The sequence below is a fragment of the Candidatus Nitrosopumilus sp. bin_7KS genome, from assembly GCF_054095835.1.
Genome location: NZ_JBSWSO010000007.1, coordinates 52728 through 69714 on the forward strand (window position 1 = coordinate 52728; position 16987 = coordinate 69714).

General features: G+C 31.4%; 21 protein-coding genes and 1 pseudogene. 14 read left to right on the top strand and 8 right to left on the bottom strand.

What is annotated here, in order from left to right; translation table 11 throughout:
- Nucleotides 1-5: 5 nt before the first annotated feature.
- Nucleotides 6-470, top strand: a complete 465-nt coding sequence (locus ACW9W4_RS09020; protein WP_457762130.1) for a metal-dependent transcriptional regulator — start codon at nucleotides 6-8, stop codon at nucleotides 468-470.
- Here the strand turns inward: ACW9W4_RS09020 and ACW9W4_RS09025 are convergent.
- Genes ACW9W4_RS09025 through ACW9W4_RS09035 form a run of 3 tightly spaced genes read right to left on the bottom strand, consistent with a single transcriptional unit; the run spans nucleotide 457 to nucleotide 3074 of the window.
- Entirely contained in the window at nucleotides 457-2277 is a 1821-nt protein-coding gene (locus ACW9W4_RS09025; RefSeq protein WP_457762131.1) for an ATPase, T2SS/T4P/T4SS family, read from the bottom strand. The genes ACW9W4_RS09020 and ACW9W4_RS09025 overlap by 14 nt on opposite strands.
- Before the next feature lie 45 nt (nucleotides 2278-2322).
- Nucleotides 2323-2679, bottom strand: coding sequence for a response regulator (locus ACW9W4_RS09030; RefSeq protein ID WP_457762132.1), 357 nt, complete (start codon nucleotides 2677-2679; stop codon nucleotides 2323-2325).
- A gap of 50 nt (nucleotides 2680-2729) precedes the next feature.
- Nucleotides 2730-3074, bottom strand: coding sequence for an Hpt domain-containing protein (locus ACW9W4_RS09035; protein WP_457762133.1), 345 nt, complete (start codon nucleotides 3072-3074; stop codon nucleotides 2730-2732).
- A gap of 61 nt (nucleotides 3075-3135) precedes the next feature.
- On the opposite strand from ACW9W4_RS09035, the gene ACW9W4_RS09040 reads away from it, so the two are divergent.
- From ACW9W4_RS09040 to ACW9W4_RS09060, 5 genes and pseudogenes are all read left to right on the top strand, one after another.
- Entirely contained in the window at nucleotides 3136-5022 is a 1887-nt protein-coding gene (locus ACW9W4_RS09040) for a HAMP domain-containing sensor histidine kinase (RefSeq protein ID WP_457762134.1), read from the top strand.
- Between the two features lie 68 nt (nucleotides 5023-5090).
- Nucleotides 5091-5231 (top strand): hypothetical protein, encoded by a 141-nt coding sequence (locus ACW9W4_RS09045; protein WP_457762135.1) that lies wholly within the window; start codon nucleotides 5091-5093, stop codon nucleotides 5229-5231.
- Between the two features lie 40 nt (nucleotides 5232-5271).
- Nucleotides 5272-6684 carry a TldD/PmbA family protein gene (locus ACW9W4_RS09050; protein WP_457762136.1) on the top strand — a complete coding sequence of 471 codons (1413 nt, stop codon included), beginning with the start codon at nucleotides 5272-5274 and terminating at the stop codon, nucleotides 6682-6684.
- 3 nt (nucleotides 6685-6687) lie between these two features.
- Nucleotides 6688-7281 carry a uracil-DNA glycosylase gene (locus ACW9W4_RS09055; RefSeq protein ID WP_457762137.1) on the top strand — a complete coding sequence of 198 codons (594 nt, stop codon included), beginning with the start codon at nucleotides 6688-6690 and terminating at the stop codon, nucleotides 7279-7281.
- A pseudogene (locus ACW9W4_RS09060) lies at nucleotides 7265-7819 on the top strand (DNA-3-methyladenine glycosylase); the annotation flags it as partial. The gene ACW9W4_RS09055 and the pseudogene ACW9W4_RS09060, both read left to right, overlap by 17 nt.
- Here the strand turns inward: ACW9W4_RS09060 and ACW9W4_RS09065 are convergent.
- A complete protein-coding gene (locus tag ACW9W4_RS09065) occupies nucleotides 7819-8331 on the bottom strand; it encodes a VTT domain-containing protein (protein WP_457762148.1) in 513 nt (170 codons plus the stop codon). The pseudogene ACW9W4_RS09060 and the gene ACW9W4_RS09065 sit on opposite strands and share 1 nt — an antisense overlap.
- Before the next feature lie 212 nt (nucleotides 8332-8543).
- Here ACW9W4_RS09065 and ACW9W4_RS09070 point away from each other — a divergent pair, with 212 nt between their 5' ends.
- A complete protein-coding gene (locus ACW9W4_RS09070) occupies nucleotides 8544-8918 on the top strand; it encodes a DUF6659 family protein (protein WP_457762138.1) in 375 nt (124 codons plus the stop codon).
- A gap of 125 nt (nucleotides 8919-9043) precedes the next feature.
- Nucleotides 9044-9337 carry a hypothetical protein gene (locus ACW9W4_RS09075; RefSeq protein WP_179362153.1) on the top strand — a complete coding sequence of 98 codons (294 nt, stop codon included), beginning with the start codon at nucleotides 9044-9046 and terminating at the stop codon, nucleotides 9335-9337.
- 2 nt (nucleotides 9338-9339) lie between these two features.
- Here the strand turns inward: ACW9W4_RS09075 and ACW9W4_RS09080 are convergent, their stop codons facing one another.
- Complete coding sequence (locus ACW9W4_RS09080) at nucleotides 9340-10278, bottom strand: ABC transporter ATP-binding protein (protein WP_457762149.1); 939 nt, start codon at nucleotides 10276-10278, stop codon at nucleotides 9340-9342.
- An 82-nt stretch (nucleotides 10279-10360) separates the two neighbouring features.
- Here ACW9W4_RS09080 and ACW9W4_RS09085 point away from each other — a divergent pair, with 82 nt between their 5' ends.
- Genes ACW9W4_RS09085 through ACW9W4_RS09100 form a run of 4 tightly spaced genes read left to right on the top strand, consistent with a single transcriptional unit; the run spans nucleotide 10361 to nucleotide 12668 of the window.
- A complete protein-coding gene (locus tag ACW9W4_RS09085) occupies nucleotides 10361-10873 on the top strand; it encodes a transcription elongation factor NusA (protein ID WP_457762139.1) in 513 nt (170 codons plus the stop codon).
- Nucleotides 10874-10875: 2 nt separating this feature from the next.
- Complete coding sequence (gene aspS / locus ACW9W4_RS09090) at nucleotides 10876-12162, top strand: aspartate--tRNA(Asn) ligase (protein ID WP_457762140.1); 1287 nt, start codon at nucleotides 10876-10878, stop codon at nucleotides 12160-12162.
- Between the two features lie 15 nt (nucleotides 12163-12177).
- A complete protein-coding gene (locus ACW9W4_RS09095) occupies nucleotides 12178-12411 on the top strand; it encodes a hypothetical protein (protein ID WP_457762141.1) in 234 nt (77 codons plus the stop codon).
- 2 nt (nucleotides 12412-12413) lie between these two features.
- The gene (locus ACW9W4_RS09100) at nucleotides 12414-12668 is read left to right on the top strand and encodes a hypothetical protein (RefSeq protein ID WP_179362158.1); all 255 of its coding nucleotides are present in this window, start codon (nucleotides 12414-12416) and stop codon (nucleotides 12666-12668) included.
- Here the strand turns inward: ACW9W4_RS09100 and ACW9W4_RS09105 are convergent.
- The 3 genes from ACW9W4_RS09105 to ACW9W4_RS09115 all read right to left on the bottom strand — a co-directional run bounded on the left by ACW9W4_RS09105 (nucleotide 12661) and on the right by ACW9W4_RS09115 (nucleotide 15063).
- Nucleotides 12661-12792 carry a hypothetical protein gene (locus tag ACW9W4_RS09105; protein ID WP_457762142.1) on the bottom strand — a complete coding sequence of 44 codons (132 nt, stop codon included), beginning with the start codon at nucleotides 12790-12792 and terminating at the stop codon, nucleotides 12661-12663. The two genes, ACW9W4_RS09100 and ACW9W4_RS09105, sit on opposite strands and share 8 nt — an antisense overlap.
- A 441-nt stretch (nucleotides 12793-13233) precedes the next feature.
- Nucleotides 13234-13617, bottom strand: coding sequence for a nuclear transport factor 2 family protein (locus tag ACW9W4_RS09110; RefSeq protein ID WP_457762143.1), 384 nt, complete (start codon nucleotides 13615-13617; stop codon nucleotides 13234-13236).
- A gap of 66 nt (nucleotides 13618-13683) precedes the next feature.
- A complete protein-coding gene (locus tag ACW9W4_RS09115; RefSeq protein WP_457762144.1) occupies nucleotides 13684-15063 on the bottom strand; it encodes a glycosyltransferase family 39 protein in 1380 nt (459 codons plus the stop codon).
- A 230-nt stretch (nucleotides 15064-15293) separates the two neighbouring features.
- Here ACW9W4_RS09115 and ACW9W4_RS09120 point away from each other — a divergent pair, with 230 nt between their 5' ends.
- Nucleotides 15294-15794: a hypothetical protein gene (locus tag ACW9W4_RS09120; protein ID WP_457762145.1), complete on the top strand. Its 501-nt coding sequence runs from the start codon at nucleotides 15294-15296 to the stop codon at nucleotides 15792-15794.
- Nucleotides 15749-16852, top strand: coding sequence for a CRISPR-associated endonuclease Cas1 (cas1, locus tag ACW9W4_RS09125; RefSeq protein ID WP_457762146.1), 1104 nt, complete (start codon nucleotides 15749-15751; stop codon nucleotides 16850-16852). Before ACW9W4_RS09120 ends, cas1 begins: the two co-directional genes overlap by 46 nt.
- Nucleotides 16853-16987: the final 135 nt, after the last annotated feature.

The window sequence follows — 16987 nt, forward strand, 5'->3', positions numbered from 1 at the left end:
GATACATGAAAAGTAAAGATTCTAAAAGATTAGATTCAATCAAAGCAGCTCATCAATTAGAAAGAACTCGTTCAAGCTCAAGAATGGAGGATTATTTAGAAATTATTGGAGAGTTAGTAGAGTTGAAAGGATATGCAACTACTTTAGATATTTCAAGATACATGCATGTTAGTGCACCAAGTGTCACCAAAATGCTTCAAAGACTAGATGAAAATGGATTTTTAGAATATGAGAAATATCATGGAATCAATCTTACAAACAAAGGAATGCAAGTGGCAGAGGGAATAAGACAGAAACATGGAATACTATTGGAATTTTTTGAAATTTTAGGGGTAGGGTATGAAACGGCAAACCAAGATGCAGAAGGAATTGAACACCATCTCAATCCAAAAACAATTAAACAATTAAGAAAATTCATTACTTTTCTAAAAGCCAATCCAAAAATTATTGGTAATTTCAAAAATCTTTAAGATAAAGTTTAATGTCGTTTTGTGAAGATGAAAAATCCATTAATGTTCTTGCAACATCTGAACGTTTAGGAATTTTAATCTGTCCTTTTTTTCCAATTCTAACTGATGCAATGAATTTTTCATTGGCATAGATATCAGCATGCATTGAAGTAAAATCCCTATTCACAGTAAGTAAAATTGCAGTTTTTGATTCAGAAAAACTAAATGGCAAATCATTAGATGTTAACGATAAATCATCAGACGATTTTTCAACAACATCAATGTGTACTTTGAGTAATTTTTCAATTTCATTAATGTTTGAGCCTCCCCTTCCAATAATTGATGCAATATTTCGTTCATCGACCATAACTTTAACTCGATTATCAGATAAAATTTCAACCTCAACATTTGGATCATATCGTCTAAAAGTTTCCTTGATTTTATCCTCAGCCAGTTTTTCTATTCCAATTTTATCAACTTTTTTTCCAACTGGAACTATAACATTTTCTTCACCAAAGGTGTAAATTTCATGTTCTAGAACATCGTTCTCAAAATTTCTAATTTCAATTACAGGTCTAGCCAAATCAGATTCAGTCATACCAGTTGGAACTTTGACTTTTAATTCTAAATCATACACCATTTGAATTCCACCGTCTTTAACAAAAACTACAGTGTCCAAAACATTTGGAATAATCCCCAATTCAATTTTTCCAATAAATCGTTGAATTGCATCTAATGGAGAATTTGCATGAACAACACCAACCATTCCAACTCCAGTTAATCTTAAATCAGCAAATGTAACAAAATCTTCTCTTCGTCTGACTTCATCAAAAATTGTATAATCAGGTCTAACTAGCAATAAAATATCAGCAGAGTTATCAAAACTTCCATCAAGTTTACTGTATTGAGTTACTCCTGAATCAACTTGCAAATCTCGTGGAGATTCAAATGTTTTTACAATCTTTCCCTGTTTATAATAAAAATTTGCTAGTCCTGATGCAAGTGTACTCTTACCAGAACCAGGAGCACCTGAAATAACAATTCCTTCTGCACTGTCTGAGAACCTTTCCATTAATTTTTCAGAAATAGAATAATCATCAAGAGATAATTTTACAATTGGATGAACTATGGTAATTTCAAAAGATTCTGAAAAAGGAGGATGAGTGATTGCAATTCTATAATCTTCATGTTGAACAACAGATGCACCTGTTTTAGATATCTCCAGAGTAGTAGAATCAGAGATGTTCACAATATCCAATATTTGTGCTGAAATCATTTCTAAATAGTCCTTAGATAGAAGTTCATCGTTTAACTTTGTCAATACAAAGGCTCCGGGCTTTCCTTTTTTTGCCAGAGGATATTGATTTTCTTTTAGATGAATACTCATGGTTTCAGAATCAAAATATTTTAAAAATTCTAAAGTTTCATTTTTAATTCTAGATTTTAAAAATACGGTTTCAACATCTCCTGCTTGTGCAACCAAGTGTTGTACATGATCAGAAGTATACAATATCGCATTATTTTGTTTAGCCATATCTACAATTAGAGAATCAATTCTCCCACTACCAGCAAGCTTCACATCATCTGAAGAAGGATGCGTTCCACCTACAACAATATTTAATCCATAACTTCCAGATAATGATTTTAGCTTTCGTATCTTCTCAAGACCAATGAATCCTTGTTCTTTTTTCTTAGATGCTTGAGATTGTAATTCATCAAAAACAGCTTGAGGGATAATGATTTCAAAATTTCTAATACTTCCAGATTCAATTTGAGATACAAGTTGACCATTGATAATCACACTAGTATCAGCTACAATTTTTGACAATTTTCAGATCAATTCCTTAGATAACTAATACCCTAATTTACTTTCTCAAATTAAAGACTTGATTGATTCTAAAACACCATTAAAATCAAAGGGTTTTGATATGTATGACGATGCACCGAATTCTAAGCATTGTTGAATAATTTTTTGATCATCACTTGCAGTTATCAAAATAATTTTTGCGTTAGGGTCATATGCAATTATTTCTTTTACAACAGTAAATCCATCTTTTTTCGGCATGGCCAAATCTAACAATAGAATTTGAGGATTATATTTCTGATAAAGAACAACTGCTTCGGCACCATCTATTGCCTCACCAACAATTTCATGTTCACCGATTGATAAAATATCTTTTAAAACAAGTCGAATTGCATCTGAATCATCTGCAATCAAAATTTTAGCCATTTATTTTCTTTAAGACACCACATTAAAAAACTACATTATTCAAATTTTAACTAAAGTTGTCTAATTCGCTCATCAATTTGACTAAAATCATAATCAATTTCATTCATGGATTTTTTCATATGAGGTATAGAATCAAGAATCAAATCAAAAACCCCATCAATCTGCTGACCGTCAATAATTTTTTTAAAAAGATCATCTAATGAAGTAGATAAATCACCAAGAGGTTCTTTACCCATCATGGGTGCCAAGCCTTTAATTTTATGAGTGTGTTTTTGTAATTTTGAAGCGTTTTGGAATACATCGGCATCATTGACACATAATTTTAAAATATTTTCAATAGAATTAATATCATCAGTCACTTCTTTGGTTGCAACTGAAAGGAATTCTTCAGACATTATGTATTATTAAATTAAATTAACCCTTTATTTTTATAGTGTACGATGAGTGATTTTCAATATGAAAATAGTTAGTAAAGCATATATTTTGATATCTATTCTCATCGCTGCAGCAGTTTTTAATTTATTTCTACTATATCAAGAAGACAATTCAGATACATCTCAATCATATTCCATTATAGGTACAGGAGATGTAAAAGTAAAAGCAGAATCAATTTCAGGTTTATCTATATCAGTTGCAAACGGCGTATTAGAAGACAAAGAAAAACTGGAAAAAGAAATTACAGAAGTTCAATCAACATTATCGGTAATTAAAAACGGAGGAGATTTCAAAGGTCATATGTTAGAAATAATTCCAACACCACTCATTACAGATTATAATGAGGTTCTATCATCATGGGAATCTTACAAATCTAAAGTACGAATAGTGGAAAAAATATCAGTGTTTGATTTAGAAGCTACAAACGCCATGAATTATGTCTTACAGAAAAATCAAGATCTAGTACTTGTAACAGACAGACTAAGCAAAGATCTAGATAAATTAAACAGAGATTATAATCCACACAAACTAATTGCAAACGATTTAGCTGAAGGTGCAAAAATAATAGGACAGCAAAGTCTTCTCATTTCTATAGGAGAAGGAGAGAATGCTCAAGAAATTCTAGAAAAAAAGAATTTACAATTTGAAATAGGGTTAAGAAAACTGATGCAAATATCCACATCAGATTTAGATGTAGAAAAAGTTGGCATGACTCATGAGGAACTAATCCCAATCCCAAGAGAAAATTCAGAAGCTTTACGAGATTTAGATCCATTATGGGAAGCAATTAAAGTAAAAATTGAAATATTACAAGAAAAGGCTTTGCTATCACCAGAATTTAATTTAGCAAAAAATAAAATGATTGGTGAAAAAAACATTTTATTTGAAAAAATAGATATGTTCCTTAATTCATGGAATGATGAATTAAGTTCTCAAGGTTCAGAGAGGCAAATTATCATTCAAATTCTCTTAGGGGCAGACATCGGAGTGTTCATTTTAGTTTTGTTTATCATTAGGCAATCTCTATCACCTCTAAATACAATATCTAAAGCATTATCCAAAGTAAAAGAAGGAGTGTATGGTGAAAAAATAGAATATTCAAGTAAAGATGAAGTCGGACAACTTGTTACAAACTTCAACATTATGTCAAATACAATTAAAGAAAAAGAAGAGGAATCTAAAAAGACAGATATTGCTAAAGAGGAATTTCTTGCAATGATCACACATGAATTAAAAACACCTCTAGTTCCAATTCAAGGATACGCAGATATTTTACTTAATGAACACTTGGGAAAACTAACAGATAAACAAAAAGAACGAATTAGTATCATTAAATCCAGTTCCGAAACATTGTTATCAATTATTTCAGATTTACTGGATGTACAAAAATTAGAGTTAGGACAATTACGAATGGTAAAACAAAAATTAGATATCAAGAATACAATCACTAAAGCAATTGAAATTTTGCAACCAGAAACAGATCTCAAAAAGATTGAAATTACATCTAATGCTGAAAGTTTAATCATTAATCACGATCCAGAAAGAATTAGTCAGGTCATCACAAATCTAATTAAAAACAGTATCATTGCAATTGAGCCAAATTCAGGGAAGATTGATGTAACTCTACAGGATCATCCTAATGAAATAGAAATTTCTGTTAAAGATAACGGAGTAGGAATACCAGAAGAAAAACAAAAAGATCTGTTCAAAAAATTCTATCAAGTAGATGCCTCACTTACAAGAGAAAAAGGAGGAAGCGGATTAGGATTAGCCATTTGTAAAGGAATCATAGACAATCATCTAGGAAAAATCAGAGTTCACAGCATTCCTAATCAAGGAGCAACATTCTCATTTACAATTCCAAAAGAAGGTACAGACAACACCAAAACCCCTTTAAAATCTGCTTAAAGAAAACAAACTTTCAGAACTAAAATCCCTCACACCCTTAACAAAATGGATATTTTTGAATATAGATCATGGAACAACCACATGAGAAAAATAAGGAATTTTATGAAAATTGTACCAAATATTTTGAATTTTTACGCAAAAAATCTAGTACAGATTATGATTTTGAAGATGAGTATTATTTTACCATGCCTGCAATATCAAGCCATTAGATAACAGAAGATTTACGAACCATGCAGAATGTCATAGAGTATGGATACAAGATTGCAGGATTTTGCAGATAAAGCAGTCAAATATGCCGAACAGTCAGGGGCTCAATATTGCGATGTTAGAGCAGAACAACAAGAACGAAAGTCAGCACTAATAGAAAAAAATTCAATAGAATATGTAAGAACGAACGATGATAAAGGAATAGGCATCAGAATCATCAAAGAAAACGTATGGAATTTTTGTTCAATTACAAATCCAAAAACATTTGAACAAATCAAAGATGTAATAGATAATTCAATAAAAAGCAGTAAGAACAGTAATAAAAATAAAATAAAACTTTACCCTAATCTTGCAAATAAATCTAAAGTCAACTATTTGGTAATTAAAAAACCCGAATTAGAAGATATAATAAAAATTGGATTAGAGGCAGACAAAATTATTTCAAAAGTTCCAAAAATTATAAAATCTATTGTAAATCCATGGTTTACAATTAATTCAAAATATTTTGTGAATACTGAAGGTGCAGAAATTTTACAGAATTTTACAGATACTGTTATTGACATGATTGCAACAGCTCATGATTCAGGAATAACTCAATCAGTCAACATTACAGAAGGAGGAAGAGGAGGATTAGAGCAATTAACAAATAAAAACAAAATACAAAAAAGTGCAAAAGAAATTGCAGTAAAAGCATCGCAATTAACAATTGCAAATCCAGTAAAAGAAGAAAATGCAACAGTGGTAATGAATCCAGATTTTGTATCATTACTCACACATGAAATATTAGGACACCCATCAGAGGCAGACAGAGTATTAGGAAAAGAGATGGCATGGGCAGGCGGAGCATGGTGGAAAAACAAACTAGGAGAAAAAATTGGTTCAGAGAATCTAAACGTATTTGATGATCCAACAATAAAAGAAAGTTTAGGATGGTATCAATTTGATGACGAAGGTATCAAAACTAAGAAAACAACTCTAGTTGAGAAAGGGGTTTTAAAAAACCATATGCAAAATAGGGAAACATCTATGGATTTTGATTCTGTACCAACAGGAAATATGAGGGCAACAAACTATCGATTTATGCCTTTGATACGAATGGCATGCACATGTATCGGTAACGGAGATAGAGATGTAAATGAAATTATCAAAGAAGTCAAACACGGATACTTGATCTCAAATATGAAAATTCCCTCAATAGACATGAAACGATACAATTGGAGCATATCATGTCAATATGCTCAACGAATTGAAAACGGGGAGATTACTGATATGTTAAGGGACGTCATCGTCATGGGGACAGCACCAAAATTCTTCGAATCAATTGATGCGTGTGGCAACGATTTTACGGTAAGGCCGATAACTAATTGCGGTAAAGGGGATCCAATGCAATCAATGATCATGGGAAACGGAGGACCAACGATAAGAGGAAACGCCACAGTAAAGAGTGTAAATTAAAAAATGAATCAAAAATTAGAGATAATCAAACAAAACGTCGTCAAATGCACAAAGTGTGATCTTTCTAAAACAAGAACTAACTCAGTAGCAGGCAAAGGCAATTTTCATTCAAATGTGATTTTTGTAGGAGAAGCACCTGGAAAAAATGAAGATAAAAAGGGTGAGCCATTTATCGGCATTGCAGGTAAAAAACTTTCAATTGCCCTAGAAGCAGCAGGGATTTCAAGAGAAGAAGTATACATTACAAATATTGTAAAATGTAGACCTCCAAAAAATAGAGTTCCAACCATAAGTGAAAGAGAAACATGCAAAGAGTATCTAAAACAAGAAATTGCAATCATTAAACCAAAAATAATCTGCATATTAGGAAATACAGCATTTAGTTCCCTATTAGGGGGTTCAGAAATAACAAAATTTAGAGGAAAACTAGTTAGAAAAGAAAAACAATTGTATTTTTTGACAATTCATCCAGCAGCAACCATTTACAATCAAGAACTAATCATAGTGTTGAAAAAAGATATTGTAAAATTATTTAATTTAATCACAGAGTTAAAAAACAATAAAAAAGTAAAAATTGACATTGACTATACTTCCTAGAGAATTTTATTCAAAAGATACAGTTACTGTTGCAAAAAATCTTTTAGGAAAAAGAATAATTAGAAAAATAGGACGTAATGAGATATCAGGAATCATTACTGAAACAGAAGCATATAGGCATAAGGATGATCCTGCAAGCCATGCATTTAGAAAAATTACAGAGAGAAACAAGATAATGTTTGGAGAGGTTGGCTTTGCCTATGTTTATTTTACATATGGAATGTATTTTTGTTTTAATGTTGTAGCAAAAGATCCTAAAAAATCAGCTGGAGCAGTTCTTATTCGTGCAATTGAGCCTGAAAAAGGAATCAAAATAATGAAAAAAAATCGAGGGATTCAAAATTTGAAAAATCTTACTAATGGACCAGCAAAATTAGCACAAGCATTGAATATTACCAAAGAACATTATGGAGTAGATTTAACAAAAAAATCTAAACTCTATATAACTGAAGGGATTAAATCAAAAAAAATAATTACATCACAAAGAATAGGGATAACTAAGGCAGTAGATAAGATGTGGAATTTTAAAATTAAAGTTCAATCTTCTTTGTTGTTTTCATCCAAAGTCCATGGAGCAAACTTTCCAAGAATTCTAGCCCAATCTAATCTTAATAGTAATACAATAACGGCAGTCATCATTACTCCAAAAATTATAATTCCAATGTATATCGGAGTTGCATCATCTATATTTTCAAGAAATGGTTCAACTAATGACAATCCTAAATGGTGGGAAATAAAGACAATTGAATAACTTAGAACTATTTTTCCAGTAAGAGTTGCAATAAAGAATCTCCTAGGATTGTATTTTGCCAATCCTAGTGGAACATATACTAGATCATCAGGTATTGGAGTGGCAGCTGCAAAGAATGCAGCCCCTGCACCATATCTCTTAATCAATCTTTCAAAGGGACGCATCCTCTTTCTAGTTTTTTCATTGATAATTCTTCGTCCACCATAACTAACATAGAAAATAATTTGCTTAGCAGCAGTAGCCGTTACTGCAGATACTAATGCCAAAATATGTAGATCGTATTGATTACCTACAGACATGGTAGCCAGAAGTAAAAATCCAGGTAATGGGACAAAAGGAACAAGAGAACCAAAGAAATTGACTAAAGCTAGAAGAGAATAACCTACATCAGGCGCAAACGGAAATATGTCAGTAAAATCCACAATCAGACTGTTTTCAGGCCGTATTTAATTAAATCTAGAATTAAAAACTTGCAATTCATTAAAATATCATCTTTTTAGAACTCTATCAATTGACAAAGAAAGATTTTGAAAGCATATGTAATGAAATTGCCACAATTAGCCCATTTATCAGATTTGTAGGCGTAATTGGAGAGAGTGGGAATCTTCTAGCATACAAGAGAAGACCAGATTTGCTACCTCTGTTAAATGAAAAGAACACACAGTATCAATTTTCACACATTGCAATAAAGACGGATTTGGAAGGATTTTTTGACAAAAATTTAGGAGAGATTGAATTTGTCTGGGAGGAAAGGAAGAAGGTACAGACAATTTCATTTGCAATCAAAAAATCAAGAGTCTGGATTTCAATTGACAAAAAAGTCATCAGATCAGAGATGCTCAGAATCATAGACTCTTGCTTACCAATTGTAAAAAAATATTCTTAAAACTTTGAAATGTCCTTATTGTGAAATAGACTTAGATTCACTTTGCATGACTGATGGATTAAAGCACATACTAGAACATAAAAAAGAAATACAAAATTAAAATATTTGAATAATTTTTAAAAAATATGGATGAATCAGATGAAGTTCAAGAGTTAATTGATGAAATTAATTTTAGAAAGTCAAATTCCAAAAATTATGAAGAGATGAAAGCTATAGAAATCAGTAAAGAGTTAAGAGCAATTATGAAGTTTGAGCAAGAATCATTTAAAAAAATTGAAGAGTTTGAAAAAACTCAAAAAAACCAGGATTTAGTACAGTATGCTAAAATGATCAGCAGAAATACAACTGGAAGAGAAATTGCTAAATTACAAGAAACATATTTGAAAAAAATTGATGAGGAATTCCTTAATAAAAAATAAAATTAATTTTCATCTTCATATAACCAACACCTAACATATCCAGTTTCTGTTTTAAATTTAGGAGGAAGTTCTTTGCATTTTTCTATAGCCAATGGACATCTTTCAATGAATCTACATTGAGTAGGAGCATCAAGTAAACTTGGAGGAGTTCCTTTGATGTATTTTGGGGCATCTCCTTTCAAAGTAGGAATTGATTCTAAAAGTCCCTGAGTATAGGGATGTTTTGGATTCTTGTAAATTTGGTCTGATGAGCCAAATTCTACCATTTGCCCCCCATACATTATACCAATTTTATCAGAAATTTCAGACAGAACCGCCAGATCATGCGTAATCAACATAAAAGACATGCCTTCTTTTTTAAGAGATTTTAGTAAATTGATTATTTGAGCTTGAATTAAAACATCCAATGCAGTTGTAGGTTCATCTGCAATTACAAATTTTGGTTTGAGTAATAGTGACATTGCAATAATAATTCTTTGTTTCATTCCACCACTTAGTTCGTGCGGATATTTTTTTAGAACATTTTCATCAAGGGATACTGAATTCATTGCATCAGAAATTAATTTCTTTAAATCACCATCAAAGGAATGCTCTTTTAAAATCTCAACGAATTGTTCATTAATCGTGAATACAGGATCCAAAGAATTCATGGCACCTTGAAAAATCATAGATATTTTTTTCCACCTGTATTCATCATTAAATTCTGACTCGGGTATTTCTAAAATAGAAACTCCATCAAAGATTATTTGTCCTTCAGTAGTACCACCTGAAAGCATTCGAATCAATGACAAACCCAACGTACTTTTCCCACATGCACTCTCACCTGCAATTCCCATAGATTCACCATCATTCAATTCAAAATCTACATCATCTACAGCATAAACAGGTCCTTTAGATGAAGAATATTTTGAAGATAATCCATTAACTGTTAAAAAGGTCATCATTATTTTAGATCCAAACTAGAATTTTTATTTTGCACTAAGGGATATAAACAACATTATCAGAATTAAAAAGTCGATTTAAATGAAATTACCTATTTGTGGCTTTGATGCAAAAAATTCTATTCTTTGTCCTCAATGTGAAGGTAAAATTGAATCAGGTCAGTTAACAAAAGCTGATGTAGAAGCATCGATGAATCTTGCAAAAATTGCAAAATCAAATAAAGAAATTGAAAATTTTACACTATATTCATGCAAAGAATTTAATGGGAATTTTGTATTATCCCTTGCAAAAAATGACATCATGTTGATTAGACAAAGTAGAACACTGTATCGAACATTGCAAGACCAATTCAAAGGTAAAATTTGGCTTGTAGAAGCAGATGAAACAGACAAACGTTTCATTGAAGATTTGTTCTTTCCCACCAAAATCCTATCAATTAATGCAGTATGGGTACCAGGTGGTGTTCAAAAAACAAAAGCAGTTGTTTCAGGGAAATGGACTCCAAAATTTCCCATCGATACTGAAAAAGTGGTACAGATAGTTAAGAATGCCCGAAACCTTGACATTGAGATAGAATTTGAGGATAAAAGATAGACATGGTATTTGTAAAAACTCACGATATTTCTGAACTAACCCAAGAATTGATTGGGAAAGAAGTAGTGTTAGGAGGATGGATTGAGGATCTTAGAAAGTTAGGAAAAATGTCATTTATCACTCTTCGAGATGTCTCAGGAATATCTCAAGTCATAGTTAAAGGAGAACTTAATGACAATCTAGGTGAAATTAATCGTCAAAGTGTTGTCAGTGTTAGAGGAATTGTTCAAGAGACAAAAGCTCGAGATTTTGCATTTGAGGTCAAGGCAGACGAAATAGAAGTTTTAGGAAAAGCAATTCATCCATTACCAATTGACCCAATTGGTAGACTAGAAAGTAATATCGATACAAGACTAAATCACAGAGCACTAGATATGAGAAATCAAAAAACAGCTTCAATTTTTAAATTACGACATCATGTATTACAATCTTTAAGAAAAACACTTGCAGATAAAAAATTTATTGAAATCACAACCCCGAAAATAATTGGAAGTGCAAGTGAAGGGGGTGCAGATTTATTTTCATTAGACTACTTTGGAAAAACAGCATATCTTGCTCAGAGCCCACAATTATACAAAGAACAAATGACAATTGGATTAGAACGAGTATTTGAGATTTCAAATTTTTACAGGGCAGAAAAATCTCACACTGGAAGGCATTTGACAGAATTTACCAGCATAGACATTGAAGCTGCATTTATGGACTATGAGGATGTCATGAATGTTTTAGAATCTCTAGTAGTGTCAGTTTACAAAGATATCTCAGAAAACTGTAAAGATGAGCAAGAAAGCATTGAGCATACAATAGAAATTCCTTCAACGCCATTTGAAAGAATAACATATACTCAATGTGTAGATGAATTGAAAAAATCAGGAGAAAAAGTAGAATTTGGAGATGATTTACTTGATTCGCATCTTAGAATTATTGGAGAAAACCACCCAGGATTTTTCTTCTTAACTGACTGGCCAATGAAATTAAAACCATTCTACATTAGAGAAAAAGACGAGGACGCAACGCTTTCACGTTCTTTTGATTTACAATATGGATTTTTAGAATTATCTTCAGGAGGAACTAGACTTCACAATCCAGAAATGCTCAAAGAGAGACTAAAAGAACAAGGTTTAGATCCTAACCAATTTGCAGACCACCTTAAAACATTTGATTGGGGAATGCCACCACACTCAGGTTGGGGAATGGGATTAGATAGATTGATGACTACACTTATTGGTATTGACAATGTTCGTGAAGTAGTTTTGTATCCACGTGATCCAGATAGGCTTAGTCCATAGAGGAATATAGAAAACATGACATTATTCTGTAAACAATGTAATGAACGAAGATTACCAATAGTATTTGCAAAAGACAAACCTCCATTATGGTTATGTGGAAAATGTGAAAATTTTGCAGATGGTGTGGATGTAATAATTAGAGAAATAACTAAAGAAGAAAAAGAAGATATAAAGAAAAAATTAGATGATTTTGAAAACAACACTGCATTAAACGGTGAGAAATTAAAAAGAAGAAAAGGCGTTAATTAATCATGATTGATCAAAAGGATGCCAAAAAAGTTGTAGAAGTAATTGGAAACAATTTGATTGGAGTATCACATGATTCTAGTAGTTTTGCTAAATTACCCGATTCATTTTGGGGATATTTTGCAAGAGGGCATGATACAAAAGGAACGTTCGGAGTTATCGTAACTTATTCTGAAGAAGGCAAAGATGTGGATGAGTTGATAAAAATGTATGAAGAATGGGCTGCAAAAAATAAAACAAAGTCAGAAGAGTCTACTTAGTTTCTTTGAGTAGTTTACGATATCCTGCACATTCTTTACAAATAGGTTTTCCTTTGTATTTTGGATTTCCATCAGTAATTTTCAAGGTTCCAGGAACAATTTTACAAATACAGCAATCGACCATAGATTTTCTTAAAAAATGTGATTAATAAAAATTGGTAATTTTTTACAGATTCAATTTGAAGGAAATTTAGGCTCAAAATACCACACACAAAAGAATCAAATTTTTTACACTTTTTTACATTTAACAAAAAAAAGATAGGGATTTTTATGAATTCAAACTATGAGGTATTTTTGTGGATAATACAAAATCAGAAAAGAATTCACGAAGAATACATACAGAGAATTTCATAGAAAGATAGTTTCAATTATCACTAGACGGAAATTAGGATCATGGTTAAATATCATTTTGACGTAATAGATATGACGAGAAACCATTGTTCTGCGTCGTAGAACAATAGGTCTGGAAAACACATCATGTTAGGAATACGTCCTTGATTTAACGTGTTTTCCATGTATCTCGTTGTTTTAAAAATAAATTTAACAATATTTCAAAATCTTAAAGTTATTTCAGTGATTCTGTAATTTTTTCAGTGTCAGTAAACTGTCTGAATTGAATTATTTTGTTATTTTTGATATGATAGACATGTGAAAAGGGCACATCAAATGATTTTCCTTTTTTTGAGATTCCTTGATATTTACCAGTTACCATAACATGATCTTCCATATCAGAGATATGCTCAGGTATTGCATGAAATTCTACAAAGTTTGAGAGCATTTTTGGAAAGTATTCTTTAAACACTTCATCTTTTCCTACAAACACTCCGCCATTTGGCATACCTTCTGACAACTGCCATTCAATATTATCATCACATAATCTAAGATATGTTTCAAAGTCTTTGTTTTTGAAAGCATGATAGAATTTTGATATCAATTCAACATTTGTCATTAATTAAATTTGAATAATTCACTAATAATTAATTATCTAACAAACTCTAATCATAATCAAAAAAGATCAAAAGCCCCACATCGGAAATATGTAAAAAAAGTTACCAATAACTCCTAAAAGAATACCTGCAAACACAAAGAAACGTATCATTTTATTTTTAATTTTGTAGATAATGGTTACAAGTCCTACCGCCATCACAGGTAAGAAATAGATCATGTAATATGCAAAAGTATCCCTCACCATATCAATTATCAGATATGGGACAAAGAAAGAAAAACCAGAAATTATAAAAATTATGTCTTTAGAAATTAGCATTTTATTTTTAATCTTCTGAAATGTAGCAAATCCCACTAGTACAATACAACTCCAAAAACCAATATGCCACCATGAATAGTTAATCATAGATTGAATCCATAAAGTCGAATATTCTTTTTGATGTCGTTCTATACCTTCTTCGTCAACGTATAACTTGTCATATCCATAGCTCATATCATGAATAGTTTTACCACTAGAGATAGGTAGAAATGATGCAATGAATTCATTTGTAACTACATCTTGTTGTTGATAATATCCTTTAGTGAACATCACCTGTAAGTGGTGTATTGGATTTGTAACTTGTGCAATATAGTTAAACTGTTCGATAGGTTTTTGAAAAATTTCTTCAGTACTCATCACAATATCAAATCTCATTGATCCTGTTTCAAAATTTTCATTCACTGCCAAGTATTCTGGATGCCTTGTAGGATATTCTAAAACAGTTATTGTGTTATCGTAAATCATTAAAGGAATTAAAAATGCAGATACAATTATCACCAATGAAATTAAAGGAGTTTTAATGAGTCTCAAATTATTTTTTTGGATATTTTTAACTGTCGATAATAATTCTTCACGTCGATGAAGACAGTGATATATTATAATAAAAATAACAAAAAATATAGCTGTCTCTTTGATTAAGGCCGATAATCCTATCAATAATGCTGCAAAATAATATTTTTGTTTAAAATATAGATAAATTGCAAAAAATCCAAAAGCCATAACAGGCATATCTCTTAACATCAATGAGGAAGACACAAAAATGGTAGGGCTAAATGCCATTATCACACTAGATATCAATGCAATTTTTTTAGTTGAAATATGTTTCACTACATGATAATAAAAATACAAAAAAACCATTCCAAGTATTACAATTGGAAATCTCCATGACGCCCAGTTATCCCCAAATACATAAACAAATGGGGAGACAATAAACGATAAACCAGGTAGTTGATACGGAGAATGATCAATTCCAAGCATAAACCACCTCATAAAATTTGTAAAAAATACTTCATCTAGCACCTCAAAGTTAGGGTGAGATATCACAAACAGGTGTATTGAAAAAGATGTGAAAATAATATGCATGATTGTAATCTTTTGTATTTTTTCAGAGATACTTTGCAAAACTCCCATACCTCATAAATTCAGAATGGCATTATAACGATTTTCCAACAACAAACTCCAATCATAATCCTAGTCATTACCAACTAATTACGCAGGAAAGGGGGCATTCTATTTTTAAAGATTATCTGTAAAAAGGGAACGCCCCCTCTTTGTGAGTAAAATTGTGCTAGCGTCTAGATTGAATTCTTGAATATGATTTGTTGCAGATTATTTATAATGATATTATGAATATGTGAAATGTGGATAAACGAAAAATCAATATCATTACAATTTCATCTGCAATAGGACTAATTGCAATTGTATATTATTTCAACCCGATGTATTTTGTTTCTCAAGGATTTGGAAGTCTTGATTCTGAACTAAAACATCTGGTCATGACTGTTGTTGTATCAGGTTTAGCAGGTTCATTATTTGCATTCAGAAATAAGGCCAAAGGAGAACTCTTTGAGCAATTTGAAGCAGTTGAATTACTGATTTTGATAGTAATTCCGTGTGTATCTGCTTTTACTTTCATAATGCAAGATCCATCTAATTACTTCTTGGCGGTATCTGTTTATGTTGCAGGAGTTATGCTTTGGTTTTTCATAGTAATAACAAAACACAAACCTGAAACCGAGTCTAAAAAAGAAAAAGTGTTTACAGTTAAGGTCTCTTATGTTTCAGCTGTTCTTTTAGCATTTGGATTCTTTGCGTTGTGGCTTGCAAACCAACAACAGCAGTGGATGTCACAAATGCCTTGACTTCAACTGGAAAGAAAAATCACTATAACATAAAATTCCTCAGAGGCTACGGCCATTCCATTTCTGTTAAAAATTCTAAATTGATTCTAAAAGACTGTCATGATCCATTCTCTCCACCATGTATAGAAGAATGGAGCCCTAATAGAATGCCTTATGAGAAAATTATACTATCTGGTAAGGGATATGTCTCAACTGAAGCACTAGCAATGTTATCTGAAAATAACAGAAACGTGATTTTACTTGATACACAGGGGAATCCACAGTGTGTAATGAGTGGAATGATGAGTTCGCTTACTGCTACAAATAACAGAATTGCACAATATGATACATTTCGAATTCCAGAAAAACGAGACTACTTGTCAAAACAGATTGTTAAAAGTAAAATTGATTCCCAGATACAATTTCTAAAATCAACTGAGAATGATGTAGTGATACCTAGTATAGAAAAATTAGAAAAACATCTCAATAATTTAGAAGATAATATTTTACATTCTGAAGCAGTCACAAGTAGAATCTACTTTGGAGCATTTACAAAATTAATTGATGAACGATTCGAGTTTTCAAAAAGAAATTCATTCAGAATTCAAAAAAATAATGCAACAGATGTCATTAATGCTCTATTAAATTATGGATATTCTGTTCTAGCAGGTGAGATTTCAAAATTTATCAACGGAATTGGATTGGATCCTTACTATGGATTTTATCACAAGAATCACACATCATTTCAATCTCTTGTATATGATATGATGGAGCCATTTCGATGGTTAGTAGAGTGTGCAGTATGGCAAATATCTAATGCAAAATCAAAATTTAGAATTTCAAAGAAACAATACACTCACACAAGACAAGGAACTATTGTGTTAGAGTATGATTTGATAAAGTCATTTTTGGAATTACTTGAAAGAGTTTTTCAGAAACAGAGAAGGTATGATTACAGGCATGGACAGAAGACAAAAGACGGTTTGAAATCTGTTCATGAGATTACTATTGCAAAGATTTCGGTTCAGAATCTTGTCGATTATAATCTGGGCACAATGCCACAATGGATTTTTAATTAATTCCAAATATGATTTGCAGAGAAGTTATTAATTTGAATACACGATAGGATCTATGAGTAGTGTTTTCTCAGTAAGTAAAGAACATGTGAATAGACTCTGTCTCTTATACACATCTCCGAGCCCACGAGACAGTTT